We start from the raw sequence: 1767 nt of genomic DNA, 5'->3' as shown, positions 1-1767 counted from the left end.
TTTGGTTGCGGGGGCAGGATTTGAACCTGCGGCCTTCAGGTTATGAGCCTGACGAGCTACCGGGCTGCTCCACCCCGCGTCCGGGTGTTTTTTGTATCGTTGATGGGGTCTTTTCTAGGTTTGGCGGTGACCTACTCTCCCACGTCTTGAGACGCAGTACCATTGGCGTGTTGGCCCTTAACGGCCGAGTTCGGGATGGGATCGGGTGTTTAGCCAGCGCTATGACCACCAAACCGAGGAAAGACCCGTTTATGAGGAACATCAGGCGCAGTAGCGCTTGTTCAGGTTTTGAGCTTTTGACCAGTCTTGCTGTTACTGGATCAAATCAAGCCTATCGAGCAATTAGTACCGGTCAGCTGAATGCATTGCTGCACTTACACCTCCGGCCTATCGACGTGGTGGTCTTCCACGGCTCTCAAGGGAGACCTTGTTTTGAAGGGGGCTTCCCGCTTAGATGCCTTCAGCGGTTATCCTGTCCGTTCATAGCTACCCAGCACTGCCGTTGGCACGACAACTGGTCCACCAGTGGAACGTTCACCCCGGTCCTCTCGTACTAGGGGCAACTCTTCTCAAGTCTCCTACACCCACGGCAGATAGGGACCGAACTGTCTCACGACGTTCTAAACCCAGCTCACGTACCTCTTTAAATGGCGAACAGCCATACCCTTGGGACCTGCTCCAGCCCCAGGATGAGATGAGCCGACATCGAGGTGCCAAACGATGCCGTCGATATGGACTCTTGGGCATCATCAGCCTGTTATCCCCAGAGTACCTTTTATCCGTTGAGCGATGGCCCTCCCACTTGGGACCACCGGATCACTATGGCCGACTTTCGTCTCTGCTCGACTTGTCAGTCTTGCAGTCAGGCTGGCTTCTGCCATTGCACTCAACGAGCGATTTCCGACCGCTCTGAGCCAACCTTCGCGCGCCTCCGTTACGATTTGGGAGGCGACCGCCCCAGTCAAACTCCCCACCATGCATGGTCCCGGACCCGGATGACGGGCCGCGGTTAGACATCAAGAGTGCGAAGGGTGGTATCTCAAGGGAGGCTCCACAGAAACTGGCGTCTCTGCTTCGATGCCTACCACCTATCCTGCACATCACAATCCTGATGCCAGTGCAAAGCTGGAGTAAAGGTTCATGGGGTCTTTCCGTCTAACCGCGGGAAGTGTGCATCTTGACACACAGTTCAATTTCGCTGAGTCCACATCAGAGACAGCGGGGAGATCGTTACGCCATTCGTGCAGGTCGGAACTTACCCGACAAGGAATTTCGCTACCTTAGGACCGTTATAGTTACGGCCGCCGTTTACTGGGGCTTCAATTCAGAGCTTGCACCCCTCCTTTTAACCTTCCAGCACCGGGCAGGCGTCAGACTGTATACGTCGCCTTACGGCTTCGCACAGCCCTGTGTTTTAAGTAAACAGTCGCCACCCCCTGGTTTGTGCCCCCCTCCCATGCTTGCGCACAAGAGGGGCTCCCTTCTCGCGAACTTACGGGAGCATTTTGCCGAGTTCCTTTGATGTGGTTCTCTCAAGCGCCTTGGTATTCTCTACCAGTCCACCTGTGTCGGTTTGGGGTACGGTCTGATGGAGGGCTATTTCCAGGAACCGCTCAGCAGCCCGGTCAATCCGATAAGACCGAACTACACCTGCGATCCGTCACATCCTCCTGGCCCACGAATATTAACGTGGTTCCCATCGACTACGCCTTTCGGCCTCGCCTTAGGGGCCGGCTTACCCTGCTCAGATTAGCTTTAAGCAGGAAC

At 55.5% G+C, this 1767-nt stretch carries 1 tRNA gene and 2 rRNA genes (1 of these 3 only partly in view); all 3 read right to left on the bottom strand.

Annotated elements, in window-relative coordinates:
* Positions 1-2 precede the first annotated feature (2 nt).
* A tRNA-Met gene (locus AO684_RS11115) sits at positions 3-79 on the bottom strand.
* A gap of 39 nt (positions 80-118) precedes the next feature.
* Positions 119-233 (bottom strand): 5S ribosomal RNA (rrf, locus tag AO684_RS11110).
* 88 nt (positions 234-321) lie between these two features.
* A 23S ribosomal RNA gene (locus AO684_RS11105) occupies positions 322-1767 on the bottom strand; it runs 1387 nt beyond the window's last position.

It is taken from the genome of Gemmobacter sp. LW-1, assembly GCF_001303875.1.
GTDB lineage: Bacteria > Pseudomonadota > Alphaproteobacteria > Rhodobacterales > Rhodobacteraceae > Gemmobacter > Gemmobacter caeni.
This window is presented reverse-complemented; position numbering and strand designations above follow the sequence as displayed.